This is a genomic window from Nocardia uniformis NBRC 13702 (assembly GCF_001613345.1).
GTDB lineage: Bacteria > Actinomycetota > Actinomycetes > Mycobacteriales > Mycobacteriaceae > Nocardia > Nocardia uniformis.
In genome coordinates this window covers 37,428-54,654 of sequence record NZ_BDCE01000007.1, presented here as the reverse complement: position 1 = coordinate 54,654, position 17,227 = coordinate 37,428, and the positions used below count along the sequence as shown (strand labels likewise).

17 protein-coding genes are annotated in these 17,227 nt (G+C 67.0%); 10 read left to right on the top strand and 7 right to left on the bottom strand.

Annotated features, from left to right (window positions below; all coding sequences use genetic code 11):
- Positions 1 to 3: 3 nt before the first annotated feature.
- Together NU1_RS01830 and serS are read right to left on the bottom strand one after the other, a co-directional pair.
- On the bottom strand, positions 4 to 1,800 hold the full coding sequence (locus tag NU1_RS01830) for a putative bifunctional diguanylate cyclase/phosphodiesterase (protein WP_245719903.1): 1,797 nt from the start codon (positions 1,798 to 1,800) through the stop codon (positions 4 to 6).
- Positions 1,801 to 1,938: 138 nt separating this feature from the next.
- Entirely contained in the window at positions 1,939 to 3,201 is a 1,263-nt protein-coding gene (gene serS / locus NU1_RS01825) for a serine--tRNA ligase (RefSeq protein ID WP_067516664.1), read from the bottom strand.
- Positions 3,202 to 3,640: 439 nt separating this feature from the next.
- On the opposite strand from serS, the gene NU1_RS01820 reads away from it, so the two are divergent.
- The 6 genes from NU1_RS01820 to NU1_RS01795 all read left to right on the top strand — a co-directional run bounded on the left by NU1_RS01820 (position 3,641) and on the right by NU1_RS01795 (position 9,636).
- Entirely contained in the window at positions 3,641 to 5,233 is a 1,593-nt protein-coding gene (locus NU1_RS01820; RefSeq protein WP_067516663.1) for a GMC family oxidoreductase, read from the top strand.
- A 542-nt stretch (positions 5,234 to 5,775) separates the two neighbouring features.
- Positions 5,776 to 6,828, top strand: a complete 1,053-nt coding sequence (locus NU1_RS01815; RefSeq protein WP_067516661.1) for a septum formation family protein — start codon at positions 5,776 to 5,778, stop codon at positions 6,826 to 6,828.
- A gap of 10 nt (positions 6,829 to 6,838) precedes the next feature.
- Positions 6,839 to 7,192, top strand: coding sequence for a metallopeptidase family protein (locus NU1_RS01810; RefSeq protein WP_067516659.1), 354 nt, complete (start codon positions 6,839 to 6,841; stop codon positions 7,190 to 7,192).
- Positions 7,193 to 7,304: 112 nt separating this feature from the next.
- Positions 7,305 to 7,616, top strand: a complete 312-nt coding sequence (locus NU1_RS01805; protein ID WP_067516657.1) for a PE domain-containing protein — start codon at positions 7,305 to 7,307, stop codon at positions 7,614 to 7,616.
- A gap of 14 nt (positions 7,617 to 7,630) precedes the next feature.
- Positions 7,631 to 8,821, top strand: coding sequence for a PPE domain-containing protein (locus tag NU1_RS01800; RefSeq protein ID WP_067516655.1), 1,191 nt, complete (start codon positions 7,631 to 7,633; stop codon positions 8,819 to 8,821).
- Entirely contained in the window at positions 8,818 to 9,636 is an 819-nt protein-coding gene (locus NU1_RS01795) for an ESX secretion-associated protein EspG (RefSeq protein ID WP_067516653.1), read from the top strand. Before NU1_RS01800 ends, NU1_RS01795 begins: the two co-directional genes overlap by 4 nt.
- Positions 9,637 to 9,641: 5 nt before the next feature.
- Here NU1_RS01795 and NU1_RS01790 read toward each other — a convergent pair whose 3' ends face one another.
- From NU1_RS01790 to NU1_RS01780, 3 genes are all read right to left on the bottom strand, one after another.
- Positions 9,642 to 10,304: a histidine phosphatase family protein gene (locus NU1_RS01790; RefSeq protein ID WP_067516652.1), complete on the bottom strand. Its 663-nt coding sequence runs from the start codon at positions 10,302 to 10,304 to the stop codon at positions 9,642 to 9,644.
- Complete coding sequence (pheA, locus tag NU1_RS01785) at positions 10,301 to 11,218, bottom strand: prephenate dehydratase (protein ID WP_067516649.1); 918 nt, start codon at positions 11,216 to 11,218, stop codon at positions 10,301 to 10,303. The genes NU1_RS01790 and pheA overlap by 4 nt, the downstream gene beginning before the upstream one ends.
- A gap of 172 nt (positions 11,219 to 11,390) precedes the next feature.
- Positions 11,391 to 11,822, bottom strand: coding sequence for a hypothetical protein (locus tag NU1_RS01780; RefSeq protein ID WP_067516648.1), 432 nt, complete (start codon positions 11,820 to 11,822; stop codon positions 11,391 to 11,393).
- 129 nt (positions 11,823 to 11,951) lie between these two features.
- Here NU1_RS01780 and NU1_RS01775 point away from each other — a divergent pair, with 129 nt between their 5' ends.
- The 4 genes from NU1_RS01775 to NU1_RS01760 all read left to right on the top strand — a co-directional run bounded on the left by NU1_RS01775 (position 11,952) and on the right by NU1_RS01760 (position 15,748).
- A complete protein-coding gene (locus NU1_RS01775; RefSeq protein ID WP_067516646.1) occupies positions 11,952 to 12,728 on the top strand; it encodes a DUF2470 domain-containing protein in 777 nt (258 codons plus the stop codon).
- Positions 12,729 to 12,835: 107 nt separating this feature from the next.
- The gene (locus NU1_RS01770; protein WP_067516764.1) at positions 12,836 to 13,624 is read left to right on the top strand and encodes a CPBP family intramembrane glutamic endopeptidase; all 789 of its coding nucleotides are present in this window, start codon (positions 12,836 to 12,838) and stop codon (positions 13,622 to 13,624) included.
- A 49-nt stretch (positions 13,625 to 13,673) separates the two neighbouring features.
- Entirely contained in the window at positions 13,674 to 15,092 is a 1,419-nt protein-coding gene (locus NU1_RS01765) for an LCP family protein (protein WP_067516644.1), read from the top strand.
- A gap of 107 nt (positions 15,093 to 15,199) precedes the next feature.
- Entirely contained in the window at positions 15,200 to 15,748 is a 549-nt protein-coding gene (locus NU1_RS01760) for a ferritin (protein ID WP_067516642.1), read from the top strand.
- A gap of 312 nt (positions 15,749 to 16,060) precedes the next feature.
- On the opposite strand, the gene NU1_RS01755 is transcribed toward NU1_RS01760, so the two are convergent.
- Positions 16,061 to 16,978, bottom strand: coding sequence for a DUF5926 family protein (locus NU1_RS01755; RefSeq protein WP_067516640.1), 918 nt, complete (start codon positions 16,976 to 16,978; stop codon positions 16,061 to 16,063).
- A gap of 11 nt (positions 16,979 to 16,989) precedes the next feature.
- The gene (locus tag NU1_RS41050) at positions 16,990 to 17,205 is read right to left on the bottom strand and encodes a hypothetical protein (protein WP_157551937.1); all 216 of its coding nucleotides are present in this window, start codon (positions 17,203 to 17,205) and stop codon (positions 16,990 to 16,992) included.
- Positions 17,206 to 17,227 lie beyond the last annotated feature (22 nt).

The window sequence follows — 17,227 nt, the reverse complement described above, 5'->3', positions numbered from 1 at the left end:
GGCTCAGTCAAGGGGATTTTCGACCGGAATCCAGCCATTGGTACTGGGCTCGCTACTCGCCCCGACCAGCCCGCTGCGCTCGTTGAGGTCATTGATGAGTTCGGTGACCGGCTGCGAATCGCTGTAGTGATAGCCCTGCGCCAGGGCGAATCCGAGTTCGGTCAGCACCGCCGCCTGATATTCGGTCTCCACGCCCTCCGCGATCACCTGCAGATCCAGGGATTTGCTCAGCGCCGCGATAACTCCCAGCAGCGGCGGAGCCGGAGAATCGGAGCGAATGGACGCCACGAACGACTGATCCACCTTCAGGATGTCGCTCGGCAGCGTGGCCAGGCGGCTCAAGGACGAATAGCCGGTGCCGAAATCGTCGATGGCGATACGCACACCACGCTCGCGCAGCTTGTGCAGATTGGCGATGGCGGTCTCGGATTCGGCGGCCAGTTCACTCTCGGTCACCTCGAGGACCAGCTGATCGGCCGGCCAGCCGGAGTCGGCGAGAATCCCGGCGACCCGATCCGCGTATTCGGCCTGGGCCAATTCCAGACCGCTCACATTCACATTCAGCGTCAGATCCAGCTGCGCGAAGGTCTCCTGCAATCGGGCCGCGTCCGCGCAGGCCCGGCGCAAGACCAGCTCGTCCAGATCGGCAATGAGGTCGTACTCCTCGGCGACGCGAATCAGACCCTCGGTGGTCACCTCCGGCTGAGCGTGCGAGGACCAGCGCAGCAGCGCCTCCACCCCAACGGCTTTCGCACCGGCCTCGCCGAGGGTGACGATCGGCTGGTACTGCACATCCAGTGCGCCGCGGTCGATGGCCTCGCGCAGCTCCACCGCGAGGGGCAGCTGGCGTGACGATTCCAGCACCGTGCGATTGCGGCCCGCCTGCTTGGCTCGGTACAGACCCACATCGGCGCGACTCACCAGCAGCGACCCGGATTCGCCCGGCTGCCAAGAGGTCACACCCGCGGAGCATCCGGTGGTCACCGCGGCCCGCAATTGCTCGGTCAGGAGAATCGCGGCCTGCTCGGTGGTATTCGGTAGCAGCAGCGCGAACGCGTCGCCGCCGTAGCGCGCCAATCGCTGGTCCGGCGTCAATAGCTTCGCCCAGGTATCGCCCACCCGCTGCAGCACCGCGTCACCGGCCCGATGCCCGAGATGGTCATTGATCTTCTGGAAACGATCGAGGTCCACCAGCACCAGCGCCAGACCCTGCCCGGTCCGACCCGCCTGCGCGATGGCCACATTCAGCGCCCGATCGAATCCGCGCCGATTCAACAGACCCGTCAACACATCGATATCGGCATCGGCGGCCATCCGGGTGAGGATGCCGACCACAATGCCAATTCCGACCGTAATGCCGGACGGAATGATGCCCGACCACCACGGCAACCCGCGCGACGGCACCACCCACAGACAGCACACCACCGCGAAGGCCAGGTGTGCCGTCAATAGGCGCCAGGAAAAGAAGATGGCCGCATCGCAGGCGACGAAGACATAGAAGGCCGCCAAGGTGATCGCGCCGACGGTATTCGGGAACCAGTACACCGCGATGGTCACCAGCACGGTCGCGACACCCACGTACACGTGATGCGCGGAATGCGGCATCCGCGGGCCCCAGATCAACAGACTGAGCCCGAGTAGCAGCGCGATGAACGCCGCGATTGCCACCAGCGGTCGATTGCCCTCATCGCCCGGAGCGATGGCAGTGATCGTCAGACCCAGGACCCCGCCCATGACGTAGAACGCCCCGGTGGTCCGAGCCATGACCATTGCCGTCGCCAGCGCCGATGCGGTTCGCACCCGCGTTCGGGTATCGCCGCGAGACCCGATTCCTCGCACGCTGCCTAGCCTAGACACAGTTGTTGCCAGCGGTAGACACAACCGACCGAATCGCCTGGCGGATGCGCGAACTACCGGTTACCGTGCGAACTTTCGTGCTCAGCGCTTCGGCTCCAAGACTTCGGTGCCGACAAACGGGACCAGCGCGGCGGGCACTCGCACCGAACCGTCCGCCTGCTGGTGGTTCTCCAGAATCGCCACAATCCAGCGCGTGGTGGCCAGGGTGCCGTTCAGCGTGGCGGCGGTCTGCGGCTTGTTGTTCTCGTCGCGGTAGCGGACATTGAGCCGCCGCCCCTGGAAGGTAGTGCAGTTCGAGGTCGAGGTGAGCTCGCGGTAGGTCTGCTGGGTCGGAACCCAACCCTCACAGTCGAATTTGCGTGCCGCCGAGCTACCGAGATCACCGGCCGCCACATCGATCACGCGATAGGGCACACCGACGGCGGCGAGCATTTCCCGCTCCCACGCCAGCAGCCGCTGGTGTTCGGCGTCCGCATCCTCCGGCTTGGCATAGACGAACATCTCGACCTTGTCGAACTGATGCACGCGAATAATGCCGCGGGTGTCCTTGCCGTAGCTGCCCGCCTCGCGGCGGAAGCACGACGACCAACCGGCGTAGCGCTTCGGACCCGCGCTCAGATCCAGAATCTCGCCCATGTGATAACCGGCGAGGGGTACCTCCGAGGTGCCGACCAGGTACAGGTCGTCCTCTTCCAGGTGGTAGACCTCGGCGGCGTGCTGACCCAGGAAACCGGTGCCCTGCATGACCTCCGGGCGCACCAGCACCGGCGGGATCATCATGGTGAAACCGTTGGCGGTCGCCTTCTGCGCGGCAAGCTGGAGCAGACCCAGCTGCAACAGCGCGCCGAACCCGGTGAGGAAGTAGAAACGAGCGCCCGACACCTTCGCGCCGCGCTCCATATCGATCAGACCGAGCGACTCACCGAGTTCCAGGTGGTCCTTGGGCTCGAAATCGAATTCGCGCGGGGTCCCGACGTGGTCGAGCACGATGTAATCGTCCTCGCCGCCCGCCGGAGCACCCTCCTGCACCACATTCGACAGCGCCCGCTGGGCGGCCTCGAGGTCGGCGTCCGCGGCATTCTCGGCCGCCTCCGCCGCCTTCACCAGCGCCGACAGCTCGCCGCCGCGAGCCAGCAGCGCGGGCCGCTCCTCCGGGGAAGCCTTGCCGACCTTCTTACCCAGGGCCTTGTGCTCGGCGCGCAAACCATCCGCGTTGGCGACAGCCGCACGACGGGCGGCGTCCACCTCGAGCAGGGCATCCACCAGGGCCGGGTCCTCACCGCGAGCCCGCTGCGAGGCGCGGACCACATCGGGATTCTCCCGCAGGAATCGAAGGTCGATCATGGGGAGTAAGCCTAGTCTCCCCCGCCTCCCCGAATATTCAGCGCCCGGCTGAGAGCTCCCCTCCCCCGCCTCCCCGAATTTTCAGCGCGCGGCTGCGAGCCGTTGACAGTCGTGCACGCGTGCCGCCGGTTGGGTGCCGAGTCGATTTCGGGCGTACCCGATGAGTTACCCCGAACCTTCCGAGATCAGTTGTTGCGTTTCTTCCTGATCAGGATTCGCGGGGAGTGCGGATTTCGGCCGGACGCACGCCGGAATGATGGGAACGAGCACGTCAGAATGACGAGGGCCGACGTGACATCGCGACCGCAATCTCGGGAACCAGCAGGGGTTGACCGGAGAAGCGGTATGGATTCGGCGATTTCCCGATCCGCTTCGGGCCTGCCGACCGATAGTGATGGCAGGCGCTGACCAGTAGGCGCGATGTTCCCGAGGAGTCACCATGCCCGAAACCACCCCGGACACAGTCGATTTCATTGTCGTCGGCGCGGGATCAGCCGGTGCGGCGCTGGCCGCGCGATTGAGTGAGCGGTCCGGCACCAGCGTCGCGGTGCTGGAAGCCGGATCGGCCGATAAGGACAAGTTCATTCGCATCCCGGTCGGATTCTCCAAACTGTTCCAGGGGCCGAACGACTGGAAGTACTTCACCGAACCGCAGCCGCGGCTGAGCGGACGCCGCGTGTACTGGCCGCGCGGCAAAATGCTCGGCGGGTCCTCGAATATGAACGCCATGATGTGGGTGCGCGGATTCGCGGCCGACTACGACGAATGGGCCGAGCACGGCGGACCCGGCTGGTCGTTCCAGGAAGTACTGCCGTACTTCCGCCGGATGGAGCAGGTCGAGGGTGCGACCGGAACCGGCGAGGGCAGCGAAGGGCCGCTGCATATCTCGAAACAGCGCAGTCCGCGGGCACTCACGCGAGACTTCCTGCAGGCCGCCAGCGAGGCCGGACACCCCATCGAGCGCGCCAATACCAATCAGCCGCAGGGGTTCTCGGAGACCATGGTGACTCAGAAGCGCGGTGCGCGCTGGGGGACCGCCGACGCCTATCTGCGGCCCGCGCTACAGCGCCATCGCGATCTCGAGGTCATGACCGACGCCCAGGTCACGCGGGTGCTCTTCGACGGCAAGCGCGCCGTCGGCGTCGAATACCGGCGCGGCGCGCAGCTGCACCGGCTGCATGCGCGCCGTGAGGTGATCCTGTCCGGCGGTGCGGTGAACAGTCCCGCGCTGCTGATGCTTTCGGGGGTCGGCAATGCGGAACAGCTGTCCGCCCTGGGGATTCCGGTGGTGCACCACAGCCCCGAGGTGGGCCGTAATCTGCGCGACCATCTGGCCGCGCCGATTGTGTACCGCACCCGCGGCGGCAGCCTCTTCACCGCCGAGAGATCCACCGAACTGGTCAACTACCTGCTACGACGACGCGGCATGCTGACCTCCAATGTCGGTGAGGCGTACGGCTTCATCCGCAGCCGCGAGGATCTGGAACTGCCCGACCTCGAGCTGATCTTCGGCCCGGCCCCCTACATCGGTGAGGGACTCGTCGAGGCCGACGGCCACGCCATCACCCTCGCCGCGATCCTGCTCAGACCCGCCAGCACCGGCTCGGTCGCACTGTCGTCCGCCGATCCCTTCGCCGCACCGCTCATCGATCCGCACTACTGCACCGACCCCGAGGGCCGCGACCGCGCCGCCCTGCTCGCCGGCCTGCGTGCCTGCGTGGACCTGGCCCATATGCCCGCCCTCGAGGAGCATATCGGCGATCTCATGCAACCCGCCGTCCCCGCCGACACCCCCATGGACGAAATCCTCCGCCGCTGCCTGGAAGACCACTCCCACACCCTCTACCACCCCATGGGCACCTGCCGCATGAGCGCCGACGACACCGGCGTAGTCGACCCCGAACTCCGCGTCCGCGGCCTACACAACCTCCGCGTAGCCGACACCTCGGTCATGCCGATCAGCCTCCGCGGCCACACCCACGCACCAGCGGTGCTGATCGGGGAGAAGGCGGCGGATCTGATCGCGTCGTAGCTCTTGGCCAACCGGCACGCGCCGCGTCAAGCCCGGCACGCAGCCACTCGGCCGGCATGCAGCCGTCCATCCCGGCGGGCAGCCACTCGTCATCCTGGTGGGCAGCCGTCCGCCATCCCGACATGCGGCCCCCGCTCGTCATTCTGAGGGGCAGCCGTTCGCCATCCCGGCATGCAGCCCCATTCGTCGTCCCCGGCACGAGACCCACTCGTCATCCCGGCGTGCTTTTGGCCGGGATCCACACCCGCTACGCCTCAACCTATGCGGTGGATTCCGGCCAAAAGCACGCCGGAATGACGGGTCGTATCCGCCGGAATGACGGGGTCGTATCCGCCGGAATTACCGGGTCGCGTCCACCGGAAAGGGGAGGTTGCGGCCACCGGAGTGGCAGGTGCGCCGCCGGAAATCCGCGGGTGTCCCAGCCGGACGTGGCGAGCGGCGGCTCCGCGCTGCAATGATGGAGCGCGATGTCCTCACATGTGCCTCCAGAACCGCAGCGGTCCAAGCCGCCCGTTCGTCGGGCCCCGAGTGCCCTCGGCCGGTTGCTGACGCCCGTCCGCTCCGCCGTCGATCGGGGGCCGCTATCCGCGCCGACCCTGCGCTGGGGTCTGCTCGCGGTGGCGGTCGGGGCCGTGGTGGCGGCCCTGGTGACGCTGTTCGTCTCCGGGTTCAACCACGGAAAGGTGGAGGCGCACAACCCGGGTGGGGCGCAGCCGACCGGTGCGGTCGCGGGTGCGGCGTTCGGGACAGCCAAGCAGGGCGACTGCCTCACCTGGGGCAAGTCCAATGCCAGCGATCTGCAGAAGGTGGACTGCGCCGGTAAGCACCTGTTCGAGGTCACCGCCGATATCGACCTGAGCAAATATCCGGGTCGCGAATTCGGCTCCGGCTCACGCTTCCCCGATTCGCTGCGCTTCTCCGAACTGCGCGACGAGCACTGCGTCAGCGCCGCCCAGCGCTACCTCGGCGGCAAGCTCGACCCGCGCGGCAAATTCGTGGTCGGCCTGATCAACCCGGGCGAAGCGGGCTGGAGGGCCGGGGAGCGCACGCTGCGCTGCGGACTCCAGGTCGCCGCCAGCGCGGGCGTGGCCACCCAGCCCACCACCGGCACCGTGCGCGAGAGCAATCAGTCCAAGATCTACGAGGTCGGCAGCTGCATCGGCATCAACCGCAATCTGCCCACCGATCAGGTGGATTGCAGTCAGCCGCACGCCTTCGAAATCATCTCCGTCGTGGACCTGTCCGCCCGCTTCTCCGGCAATACGCCCAGTAAGGACGAGCAGGACAAGTTCATGGAGGAGCAGTGCGCCACCGACTCCAACAACTACCTCGGCTCCGCCGACGCGCTGCGCAACAAGACGCTGACCCTGTTCTGGGACTTCCTCGACACCCGCAGCTGGCTGGCCGGGAGCCACAGCCTCAATTGCATGGTCGGCAAGGGTGCGGACCAGGAGGGCTTCGCGGCCATCACCGGCTCGGCGCGCGGCGATATCCTCATCGACGGTCAGGCCCCCGTCCCGCCGCCGAACAACGGCCGCTACACCCCGCCACCGCTGCCGGGTGCCGCCCCGCCGGTCATTCCGCAGCCGCGGTGATCGGATAACCATGCCGGTCTCCATGTCCGACGACCGTTTCGAGGAACTGGTCGGCGATGCCCTCGACCTCATTCCCCGCGAGTTGTCGCAGGCCATCGACAATGTGGTGATTCTCATCGAACCCCGCAGCGAAGAGGATCCACACCTGCTCGGCCTGTACTACGGGATCGCGCTGACCGATCGGGACTTCAGCCACTACGGCGGCGCGTTACCGGACACCATCACCATCTACCGCGAGCCCATCCTCGGCATGTGCCACACCGAAGAAGAGGTGGTCGAGGAGGTGGCAATCACAGTGATTCACGAGATAGCGCACTATTTCGGGATTGACGACGACCGCCTTCATCAGCTGGGATGGGGCTGACGCCGCACGGATGCTCGAGATTTGCTGGAACCGATCGGGGGTGCGGCGCGTCCAATCTTTCGACGGGACCGGTGGGGTCTCTCGGTGCCAGTCGCGGAAGGAGCGCTCGAGCATGGTGGGTCACGTTCTCGTGCAGCCGGAAGTTGTCCTCGCGGCGGCAGCAGAGCTCGACCTACTCGCCGAGCGGTTGGCCGCCGTCGCCGCGGCGGCCGGACCGGCCACCCACGTGCTGCCATCGGGTACCGAGGAAGTGTCATTCCTGGCCGCGGGCCATTTCAACCATGCCGCGCTGAGCCATGACCGTGCTGTCGCGCAGGGTGTGTTGGAACTGCACCACGCCGCGGCGACGCTACGCAGTCAGCTCGCGCAATATCTGGCGCAGGACGCGATCCGCGCCGTCGGCATCGCCTCGATTCAGGTCTGAAGGGGAGAAGACGCATGACCCTGGGAATCACCGGCGTGTTCTGGCTGCCGCGCATGGCCGAGATCAACTCGATCACCTTGAACGCGGGCGCACACGCCATCCCCATTGCCGCCGCCTCCAGTTCGTGGGGCGCGCTCACCGCCGCGTACGTGGATGCCACCGCCACCGTCGCGCGGGTCATGGCCGAGGTCGGCGTCGGACTACAGGGCATCAACGGACTCAATGTGCTGGGCCGCCTCGGCGGATTCACGGTGTGGGCCGAACAGCAGGGCGTCATGGCGGCCACCCTGGCCGCCAAAACCGCAGCCAACGCCACCGCGTACACCGTGGCATCCATCGCCATGCCGAGTCTGCCCGAGATCGTGGTAGTCGAAACCGCCCGGGTCGCGGCGTATTCCACTGGCGGCGCGCTGAACGGCACCGCCGAAGCGGCCGAGGCGGCCAAGCTCGCACTCGATATTCGGGCGGCGCTGGTGATGGAGACCTATGAGGCCGCCACCACCGCCCTCGTCACCACGCCCGGTGAATTCTTCGTGCCGCCGCCCATTGCCCTCGGTGCGGGATCGGCCGATCCGGCCGCCGCGGCGCAGGCATTCGGCGAAGGTGGAAACCCGGTGCAGACCGCACTGGCCGCTGCCGCCGCACTGGCCAATAATCCGGGCGTGATGAGCGCGGTATCGCAGGGTGCGCAGTTCGCCGCAACGGTGGCGACCTCCGGTGTCAGCACCGCGGGCAATGTGGCCGGAACCGCTATCTCGGCGGCCACCAATGCTTTCGCACCCGCGGCGGGGGTGAACTCGATGCCGACCGGTGGGCAGGCCGGAATGGCCGCCATCGGCGTCGGAGCCGGCGGGGCCGCCGTGGCAACGCATGCCGTGTCGTTCGGCGGTGGCGCGAATATCAGCATCGGCAATGGGGCCGGAGCACTTCGGGTGCCGGAGGGTTGGGGCGCGGGTACCGGATTCGGTGGTGGCGCAACGCCTTCCGCCGCACCGATGGTCGAGGCCACCGCCCCGGCCCGGGTGGATGGGGCCGCACCGGTGCGTTCGGCGAACGCCGTCAACCCGCTACTGGGTAACCAGGCGAACGACGAGGACGAACAGACCCGCGACGGCAATACCTACGGGCGCTCGGTCGAGCATTTCGCGGACGGCCGGGTCATCGCGCCCGCCGTTATCGGGGCCGAACCGGAGCCCGCCCGGTGACAGTGCTCGGCGCTGGCCGGGGACCGTCCCTGCTGGGGGCGGTTACGGTCTCGCTCGACGAAATGCAGTTCCTGCTGGAGAAACTGGAACTCGACGAGCTGCCGGTGGTGCTGAACGCCCTCGGCCGCTACGACAATGCCGCCGATCACGACCGCGCCATGCAGGCGGCGGCCGCCACCCTCGCCGCGCGCGATCTACTCGATGGCGATGCGGTGCATCCGGAACTGGCGCAACGGCTTCGGGTCCTGAACCGGCCGCACTGGGTACTAGCCCTGCGCTGGTATGTGAACGAGCAGGTCAACCGCTGCTGCCTGGCCAAGGGCGACGACTTCGAGGTGGTCGCGCTGCGCGGACCGGATTCCTACGTCATAGCTGAAGCGGGACATGATCTTCCGGGCACCGTGATCGCTGCGCTCGGCCCGTTCGAACCGCTCGAACTCGGCGGAACGAATGCCCCCACCGAAGATCTGGTCCCCATCTTCGACGACACCGGCGACGCGAATGAGACCGCGAACCGCCTTGCCCGCGTCTGCAATCCGCCCCGTGATGCCCAAGCCCTCGCATCCGCCCTGGTGCAGGTGTATTCACATGCCGAGATCGTCGCCGTGCGCTACGGCGACGGCACCCGGGATGTCGCCGATAATCACATTGCCGTCTACAACACCCGCCACGGCCGCTTCCTCGCGACAGCCAGCCGCGCCGACGACGGCACCGAGTGGACATCGTTCAGCAGCGGCGCCCCGGCCCGGCTGCGCAGTGCGCTGAGTGACCTGATCGCGGAACTGCCGCTGCGGCAAGAGTTCCCGACCGGGTAATGGCTCTACCCCATCGGGTCGTCGCTGATCGGCGAGATGTCCTCGCCGAACGGCGGCGTGTAGCGCCCCCAGCGTGTGCACTCCCACCCGCCGTGCGCGGTGGGTAGCAGTTCGATCGTCTCGGTATTGTCGAGGTGATTATTGGCCGCGAAAAGTCTTGGCACACCGGTCAGTTCACGCGATACCAGGCGCATGGCCGCGCCGTGGCTGACCAGGATGAGATCACCGGCATCGCCCCCGGTGAGGTACTCCGCGCGTAGGCGTTCCAGTTCGGGGACGTAGCGTTCGAGCACCTCGTGTCCGGTTTCGCCGCCCGGTACCCGCTCGCCGAGATCTCCCACATGCCACTGGTGATAGACATCCTGGAAGATTTCGTGCGCGTCCGAGGTGTTCAGTCCCTCCAGGTCGCCGAGCTGCACCTCCTGCAATCCTTCGAGCACCTCCAGCGGCACCCCGGTGGCGGCTTCGATACAGCCGCCGGTCTGGCGAGCGCGCAGCGCCTCGGAGGAAAATAGTCGCCGCGGCCGGGTGGTCAGGGCGGCACCGAATGTCTTCGCCTGTGCCACACCGCGTTCGGTCAGCGGCAGTCCCGGTAGCCGGGTATCGAGAATCTTCGCGACATTGCCTTCGGTCTCGCCGTGTCGTACCAGGATCAGTTTCCCTGTCACAGGTCCGCCACCCCCTTCTTCAGATCGGCCAGCCAGGCCGCCGCCGGTTCGTCCGACGGCGGCGGTGCGCCGGACGCCGAGGTCGCGGGCCAGGATCCGAGGAAGCGAATCCGAGCGGCGGTGCGGTGCAGCGCCTTCAGCGCCTCGGCGACGGCGGCGTCGTCGATATGTCCGACACAGTCCAGATAGAACCGGTAGGTGCCCATGCCGGTACGGGTCGGCCGAGACTCGATGCGGGTGAGATCTATACCGCGCGTAGCGAATTCGGCGAAGGCGCGCATGAGCGAACCGGGTTCATTGGCGAGTTCCAGCACGATGGAGGTGCGATCGGTACCCGTGCGTGGCGGCGCGGCCTGCGGCCGAGTCACCAGCACGAACCGGGTAACGGCCTGATCATGGTCGGCCACCCCGTCGGCGAGTACCGCCAACCCGAGCCGCTGCCCGGCCAAAGCGGTGGAAACGGCGGCATCGGCGTGGCCCGCCGCCACATCCTCGGCGGCAGCCGCATTCGATGCCGACGTGAACATCTCCGCCTCGGGCAGCCGGTGCGCCAACCACATTCGCACCTGGGCGGCGGCAACCGGATAGGCGGCGACCGTTTTCACGTCGGCGAGTTCGATTCCCGGCCGCCCGACAATCGTGAACGCCACATCGAGCTCGGTCTCGGCAACGATCTGCACCCGCGGTCCCAGCGCCAACGCATCCAGCGTCACCGCGATGGAACCCTCCACCGAACTCTCGATGGGTACCACCGCGCCCTCGACGCTCCCGGCCCGAACCAGCTCGATGGTCGCCGCCTGACTGGGTGCGGGGACACGTTCGACCGGCCCGTCGAAAGCTCCGACGGACTCCAATTTCGCGAGGGCCATCTCGGTGAAAGTTCCCGACGGCCCGAAGTACGCAATGCGCGGCACGGTAACGAGATTACTTGCGTGCGCCGCATCACTTCCGCGATTGCGAGCACGCGAACCCTAACGAGTGGCTGACCAGGCAACTTTTCTTGCGGCACCTACCGACGGCGATCTTGTAGCCATTCACTGGCGATCACCGGCACGCCCAGCCATCGCGAGATCCGCGGTGGAACCCCTACTGCCGGGCGGCGGTGGTCAGGACCGCGAGCGCAGCGTTGACCCCCGCCTGATCATCGGTCTCGATGGCGAGCAGTACCTCGCGCAGCGCTTCCACGGCAGGTGGTTTCAGACCGATCAGGAAGGCGAGATCGGGTGCGGTGAGTGCCGCGTGAATGTCCTCGCCCATGAGGGCCGCGACGGTGGCGGCGATAATCGCGACCGCGCGTTCGCCCGAGGAGGTCCGGGCCACGAAACCGCCCTCGGAATGGACGACCCGAACCAGGAATTCGGCGACGGAGGTATCGGACGCGTCCAGATCCAACACCTGGGACCCCGGCTCGCTCGACACAGCGCGAACCAAGCCGTCGGTGAGCCCCCGAGCCGGGCGCGGGGGCACCGAGAGCGACAGCGGAATCGGCTCGGGCGCGGGGTGGGGATCGTGCGGCACGGGTTCACCGTAGCGATCACACCCATCGCATCCACCACAGCGTCTGCCACCGGTTCCACCGGGCTACCAGTTGCGCTAGCGACGTGCGTCACTTAGCTTAGGGTTACCTAATTCCTATCGGAGGTGTGTATGCCCCACCCGGCACCGACCGCAGTCGCCCCGAATACCGCCGAACGCGTGCACAGCGCCTGCTCCCACGCCGAGCAGGCCATGCTGGCGTTGCCCGGCCTCGACCCCATCCCCACCTCGGTGCACCTGCTGCGCCAGTGCGGCGACGCGGTCATCGCGGTGCCCATGACCTCCACCGCCGCCATGCTCGTCGCCAATGGCGGCAGCGTCGGTTCCCCCGCGGTTCTGGAACTCACCGACCACGCTCCCCTGGTGCTGCGCGAACCCGTACGCGCCCTCGTCTGGCTGCGCGGTTGGGTTCGGGCCATCCCCGCCCATGCCCAGCGCGCCCTGGCCACCCATGTCGCCGAGGACCACCCGCACCCCAATCTCCTCGATGTCGGCCACACCACCACCCTGCTGCGCCTGGTCGTGGACTCCGCCGTCCTCGCCGACTCCACCGGCGCGGAAGCGGTCGACCGCGACGGCCTGCGCGCCGCCCGCCCCGATCCCTTCTGCGAAATGGAAGGCGCCTGGCTGCAACACCTGCAGGCCGACCACGGCGATGTCATCGACCAACTCGCCCGCCGCATCCCCGCCCACCTGCGCCGCGGCTCGCTCATCCACCCCCTCGCCATCGACCGCTACGGCGTCACGCTCCGGGTCGAAGCCGCCGAGCAGGACCATGACATCCGCCTCCCCTTCGAGTTCCCCGCCGACGACATCGAGGCCCTCAGCCGCGCCGTCCGCGCCCTGGCGGGCTGCGGCGTACGCACGGGCCTGCGCCGCGCGCGCTGACCTTCTCAGCGGATCGGTCCGATTGCCCCTGGGCGAGAGCTATGGCGGGGATTGCCTCGGCTCCGCCGGTGCCGGGCGGACACCACCCGGCGCTTACATTGGCCAGCATGGTTTCGGCTGATTCCCCGCCCGTGTGGCCAGCGCCCGCGTCCGAGCGGGAGAAGCGGGCTATACGGCTCGAAATTCTTGTCGTCCTGGTGGTCACCTTCGGGCTGAGTGGGGCCAATGCGGCGCTGTCGCTCATCGAGAGTGCGCTGTCGCCGGGTGGGGTCGGCGGGCAGACCGTGGCGTTGAACGCGCCACGGGCGGCACAGTCGGTTATCGACCTGCTATTTCAGCTGCTGAGTGTGGCGCGCCTGCTGGGGTGGGCGGCGCTGGGGCTTTATCTGTTGTGGCGCAGCGGGATCGGGCCGCGAGCGATCGGACTGGCCCGGATGCGGTGGCGCGGTGACGTCCTGCCCGGACTGGTCCTGGCGGCGGTGATCGGGCTGCCGGGTTTGGCGCTGTACCTGGTAGCGCACGCAATGGGAATCAGCGTGACCATCGTGCCCAGTTCGCTGGAGCACTGGTGGCGGCTGCCGGTACTGGTGTTGTCGGCGTGGGCGAATTCGGCGGCCGAGGAGATTCTCGTTGTCGCATGGCTGATTTCGCGATTGCGGGCGCTGGGGTGGTCGGAGAACCGGTCACTGGTGGCGTCGGCCGTGCTGCGGGGCAGCTATCACCTGTACCAGGGTCTCGGCGGGGGTATCGGCAACCTGGTGATGGGCGTGATATTCGGCCGATACTGGCAACGCACCGGGCGGCTGTGGCCGCTGCTGCTGGCACACGCGCTCATCGATACGGTCGCCTATATCGGGTACACGTTCTTGCGTGGACAGGTCTCCTGGCTGCCGTGACGACATCGAGATGAACCGCCCGGGTCGGTGAATAAGTACAGTCTCAGTGATGAACGGCGACGACCCCCGGCACAATGCACGGATGCGCCGGGAGCCACCGCCGGGCCGGGCGGGCCAGCCCCCGGCACATCCGCAGCGACCGCTGCCACATCCAGGCGAATCCAGGTACGGCAATCCGGCGCCGCCGCCACGCCAGAATCCGGCGCGCGCCCCACAGCCGCCACGCAACCCGCCACCCCCGCGCAACCCGAACGCGCGCAATCCGCAGCCGCAGCGCAACCCGAACGCGCGTCCCCCGGAGGCCGACCGTCGCCGGGGCCAGGGACAGCCGCCGCGCGCGGCTATGCCGGTCCAGAACCGTGCCACTCGCAAACTCGGTGCGGCGGACCGGGATTCGGGCGCACCCACGCATGCCCCCACCCAGCGTCCGCGCCCCTACCGGGAAGGCACGCCACCCCCACCGTCCCTGCCGCGCACCAAACGCGGCGGCGGCAAACCACCGCGGGAGCCGCGCCCCAGACGTAAACGCCACTGGGGCCGCTGGTTCCTGGCGCTACTGATCCTGCTGCTCATCCTCCCGTTCGCCGCGGCCTTCTATGTCGAGAACAATCTGGTCCGCATCGACGCGCTCCCGGGTTACGCGGATCGGGTCGGCGACACGCCCGGAACGAATTGGCTGCTGGTGGGTTCGGACAGCCGGTCCGGGCTGACTCCGGAGCAAGAGCGGGAGTTGGCGACCGGTGGCGAGGTCGGCTCGGAACGGACCGACACCATTATCTTGATCCACATTCCGAAGTCCGGTTCCCCCACGCTGGTGAGCCTGCCGCGCGACTCGTACGTGAGCATTCCCGGCTACGGCAGGGACAAGCTCAATTCCGCCTTCGCCTTCGGCGGCCCCCAACTGCTGACTCAGACCGTGGAGATCGCTACCGGCCTGCGGATCGACCATTACGCACAGATCGGGTTCGGTGGTTTCGCCGATATCGTGGACGCGGTCGGCGGTATCGATATGTGCCTGCCCAATGCCATCGACGACCCCCTCGCGGGAATCAATCTCCCGGCGGGCTGCCAGCACCTCAACGGCGCGAACTCCCTGGGCTTCGTGCGCAGTCGCGCGACCGCGCTGGCCGATCTGGATCGTATGAACAATCAGCGCCTGTTCATGGCCGCCCTGCTGAAGAAGGCGACCGGCGCGAGCACCCTCGCCAACCCGTTCCGGGCGTGGCCGCTGCTACAGGGCTTGACCAAGTCGCTGAAGGTCGACAGGGGCGCGCATGTCTGGGATCTGGCCCGCCTGGGTTGGGCCCTGCGCGCCGATCCCATCGCCACCACGGTGCCGATCGGCGGATTCATCGACACGGATGTCGGCAATGTGCTGTTGTGGGACAAGGAGAGGGCGAGTCAGTTCTTCGAGGCCCTCGCCGACGACAAACCGATACCCGGCGAACTGCTCACAACCGCCGATTAGACCCAATAAGGGCAGCCTTATTGAGGCAATACTTGCCTCAATAAGGCTGCACTCAATAAGGCTGCACTTGGATGACAGGCAGTCTGACCAGCGTTAATGTCATGTCTATGTCCAGCCAAGCCAAGACTCAGCGCAGCAAGTTCCACGCACTGCTGCACGACCAGATCCGGAACGAATTCAACGCCGAACACCAGTACATCGCCATGGCGGTGTGGTTCGACAATGCGGATCTGCCCGTGCTGGCGAAGCATTTCTACAAGCAGGCCGTGGAAGAGCGCAATCACGCAATGATGATCGTGCAGTACTTCCTCGATCGCGATATCAATGTCGAATTCTCCGACGTCGACGCCGCGAAGTCGCAATTCTCGAATGCGAAGGAAGCGCTCGCACTGGCGCTGGCGCAGGAGAAGGCGGTCACCGATCAGATCGTCCAGCTCGCCAGCACCGCCCGCGAAGAGGGCGACTACCTGGGCGAACAGTTCATGCAGTGGTTCCTGAAGGAGCAGGTCGAGGAGGTCGCCCATATGACCACCCTCGTCAATGTCGCCGAGCGGGCCGCCTCGAATCTGTTCGACCTGGAGAATTTCGTTTCCCGCGAGATGAGTGGTCCGTCGGATGCCTCCGGCGCGCCGTCCACGGCGGGTGGCCACCTCTAATTCGGGACTTTCCCGAACGAATAGCAGAACGGCAGGCTCGGTCCCTTGCGCTGGACCGAGCCTGCCGTTTTATCTACCTGATGGTAGGCCTTGCTTACTCAGCGCTGAGGCTGCCGAGAAGACCGGTGATGAGTTCCAGGATCGCTTCCATGATATTTCCTCAATCTCTAACCAACTCGGTGAGGGGTTCTCACCGCCCCCGACCTCGAGGGGTGATGAGAACCTAACCGAGACAGAGGTTAGAAATGAGGGTTTTTCAAAAAATTCTCCGGTAAAAATTCCGGGCCTGGAAACACGTCTGCGACCTGCGGTTCAGCGCAGCGTGACCTGCCGGGAACGCAGTCCGTCGCGGGAGCGCCGCTCGGCACTGGTCATCGGCTCCGTATTCGCGAGCGCCGCCGACAGCCGCGCACCGAATTCGGTCGCACCGGCCACCCATTCGTTGGCGTGCCGCTCCGGGTCCAGATCGAATACCGGCACCAGCACGCCATGGGTACGGAACGAACCCGCGAACCGCGAACCCTCACCCAGATGCAGGTGACCGGCGGCGTGCACCCGGGCCAGCGCCAGCATGAGCGCGTCCTCGTCCTCCGGCCGCACCCAGCGCAGATGCGCCTTCTCGCCCGCGTCCACCCACCAGGCCGCGCCGACGGCGTCCGCGCCCAGCTCGAGGCGCGCCGAGGTCATAATCGCCTGATTCGCCTGCTCGATGGTGGCGGCCACCTGCGGGTCCGGGGTGACACCCTCCGGAACCCACCAGTTGAAGTCCTGATGCACGGTGATATCCAGTGCCGCACCCGGATCGAGTACATCGGCCAGGCCCGGCACCCCGTCGACGGTGGCGTGCGCCAGCGATTCACCCGGTTCGGCGGACTGCGTCCACAGAATCGAACCGGCCAGATCAGCGGACGGATCGGCGGACTGGAACTGCACCTGCACACCGACGAATCCGGTCGGCTCGTCCCCGGCGCGCACCAGCGCCGCGACGGCACCGGGCAGCACGGTGGCGAGAACGACGGGGCGCTCCGGGGCGATATTCGGCGACAGCTTCAGTGTCGCGGTCGCCGACGGCACGAACTCCCGTAGCGCGACCAGATCGCATTCCGCGGCCAGCCCCTCGAACGGCCGCGTGACCGTCTTGGCAGCCTGCTCCTGCGCGGCGCGGCGCTCGGCCAGCTTCTGCGCCCGATTGCTATCCGGCTTGGGACTGTTGCGCTTGCTCTTACCCATGGGTCCAAAAACTACACGGCCGGTGGCGGCCCACTCCGCTTCGCTCCGGCTGGGCGGGCACACACGGCGGCGCTGACCGTCTTACCCAGGATCATGCCCACCGATACCGACACGACGGTCAGCCATGTTCCATCGACCTCGAATACGAACGACAGGATCACCGAGGTGGCCAGCGCCGCCAGCATTATAAACGCCGTTTCGATGAAAAACCCTCGTAGCCTTCGCATATCGAATCCCCCACTCGGTTGT

Excerpts from the sequence above, each read along its gene's own strand:
- NU1_RS01755 (WP_067516640.1), bottom strand. The coding sequence starts at position 16,978 with ATGGGTAAGAGCAAGCGCAACAGTCCCAAGCCGGATAGCAATCGGGCG.
- NU1_RS41050 (WP_157551937.1), bottom strand. The coding sequence starts at position 17,205 with ATGCGAAGGCTACGAGGGTTTTTCATCGAAACGGCGTTTATAATGCTG.
- NU1_RS01805 (WP_067516657.1), top strand. The coding sequence starts at position 7,305 with ATGGTGGGTCACGTTCTCGTGCAGCCGGAAGTTGTCCTCGCGGCGGCA.
- NU1_RS01765 (WP_067516644.1), top strand. The coding sequence starts at position 13,674 with ATGAACGGCGACGACCCCCGGCACAATGCACGGATGCGCCGGGAGCCA.
- NU1_RS01775 (WP_067516646.1), top strand. The coding sequence starts at position 11,952 with ATGCCCCACCCGGCACCGACCGCAGTCGCCCCGAATACCGCCGAACGC.
- NU1_RS01820 (WP_067516663.1), top strand. The coding sequence starts at position 3,641 with ATGCCCGAAACCACCCCGGACACAGTCGATTTCATTGTCGTCGGCGCG.
- NU1_RS01770 (WP_067516764.1), top strand. The coding sequence starts at position 12,836 with ATGGTTTCGGCTGATTCCCCGCCCGTGTGGCCAGCGCCCGCGTCCGAG.
- NU1_RS01800 (WP_067516655.1), top strand. The coding sequence starts at position 7,631 with ATGACCCTGGGAATCACCGGCGTGTTCTGGCTGCCGCGCATGGCCGAG.
- NU1_RS01760 (WP_067516642.1), top strand. The coding sequence starts at position 15,200 with ATGTCCAGCCAAGCCAAGACTCAGCGCAGCAAGTTCCACGCACTGCTG.
- NU1_RS01810 (WP_067516659.1), top strand. The coding sequence starts at position 6,839 with ATGCCGGTCTCCATGTCCGACGACCGTTTCGAGGAACTGGTCGGCGAT.
- serS (WP_067516664.1), bottom strand. The coding sequence starts at position 3,201 with ATGATCGACCTTCGATTCCTGCGGGAGAATCCCGATGTGGTCCGCGCC.